This is a genomic window from Deltaproteobacteria bacterium (assembly GCA_019912665.1).
Taxonomy (GTDB): Bacteria; Desulfobacterota; GWC2-55-46; order GWC2-55-46; family GWC2-55-46; genus UBA5799.
On the sequence record JAIOIE010000011.1, the window covers coordinates 1 to 1,408 of the forward strand.

At 55.5% G+C, this 1,408-nt stretch carries 1 protein-coding gene; it reads left to right on the forward strand.

The window, feature by feature from the left end; translation table 11 throughout:
• Positions 1-1,198 (forward strand): tetratricopeptide repeat protein (locus K8I01_04295; protein MBZ0219637.1); only part of this gene is annotated, 1,198 nt, incomplete at its 5' end.
• Between the last annotated feature and the right edge of the window lie 210 nt (positions 1,199-1,408).

Here is a 1,408-nt window from a genome sequence, read left to right on the forward strand (position 1 = left end):
AAAAGCCTCATCTTATCTTCTGGCCCTCGTCTTTTTTGTCTTGTCGCTCTTGAGCAAGCCCATGACCATAACCATGCCGCTGGTGCTCCTCATACTCGATTACTATCCGCTCGACAGAATAAAAAAGGACGGCTGGAAAAAAATCCTGCCAGAGAAATTCCCCTTTTTCATAGTGAGCTGCGCCTCCGGGCTCATTACCGTTTGGTCGCAAACCGAGGCTATGGTCCCGCAAGACCTACTGTCCCTTGACGGCAGGCTTCATGTCGCCGCCCGCGCATACCTTTTTTACATATACAAGACCCTTTTGCCCGTGAACCTTGCGCCTTTCTACCATCAGGACTTCGCCGTGGGCATCAGCCTGCTCTTCGCAGTTTACGTCCTCGCGCTTTCGGCTATTACCGCGCTCACCTTTTACATGCGGAAGCGGAGCAAAACATTCCTTTCCGCCTGGTCCTATTTCATAATAACTCTCCTCCCGGTAATAGGTATCATGAAAGTCGGACAGCAGGCGGCGGCTGACAGGTACACCTATCTCCCCGGCATGGGCCTGGCCGTGCTCGTTGCGGCGGGGGCAGGCTGGGTCGTAAGCAGAAGCAGGAGAACGTTCGCCCCCGCACTTGCCGCCCTGGCCGTAATATCGGCCCTCCTGTCCTTTCTCACCCTCAGGCAGGCCGCCGTCTGGAAGGACTCGATCTCGCTCTGGACCAATCAGATACGGCTTTACCCGGAACAGGCAAAAGGATACGTGGGCCGCGGCAAAGTGCATCTCAGCGTTGGCAGATTCGACCAGGCGCTCAACGATTTTGACAATGCCATAAATCTTGATCCGTTCTATGATAAGGAAGTTTACCTGCTCCGCGGTGGAACGCTCGCAAAAACCGGCAGGCCTGAGGAGGGGCTCGCTGATCTTACTATCTTCGTGACATCGAGTCCCCGAGACAAGAAAGCCTACATGGCCCGCGGCACGGCATACGCCCTTGCCGGCCGATACTATGACGCCCTGGATGATTTGAACACGGCCGTTGAGCTCGACCCCGCGGACCCTGATATTCACATCGGTATCGGGAAGGTCTACATGCACATGGGCGACGCGGAGAGCTCATACCGCAGCATGGAACGGGCCCTTAAGCTCGGAGCCAAGGAGGCTTCCCGGTATATCAGGGAGCTTGAGGAAAATGGCCAGGGCCGGATGGAATAACAGCTTGAGAGCAGACGACCGCGGGTGATGGATTTCAAGGACCTTCAAAGACATGGACGGGGCGGAACCCCTGGATCAGGAATGCAGGAAAAAAATTACCCTATAAAGCTTATCCTCCTTGCGGCTCTCATATCCGCGATAGCCGCATTCGCGCTCTATCTCCCTTCCCTCGGCTTCGACTTCGTCAACTGGGACGACCAGCAGTATGTC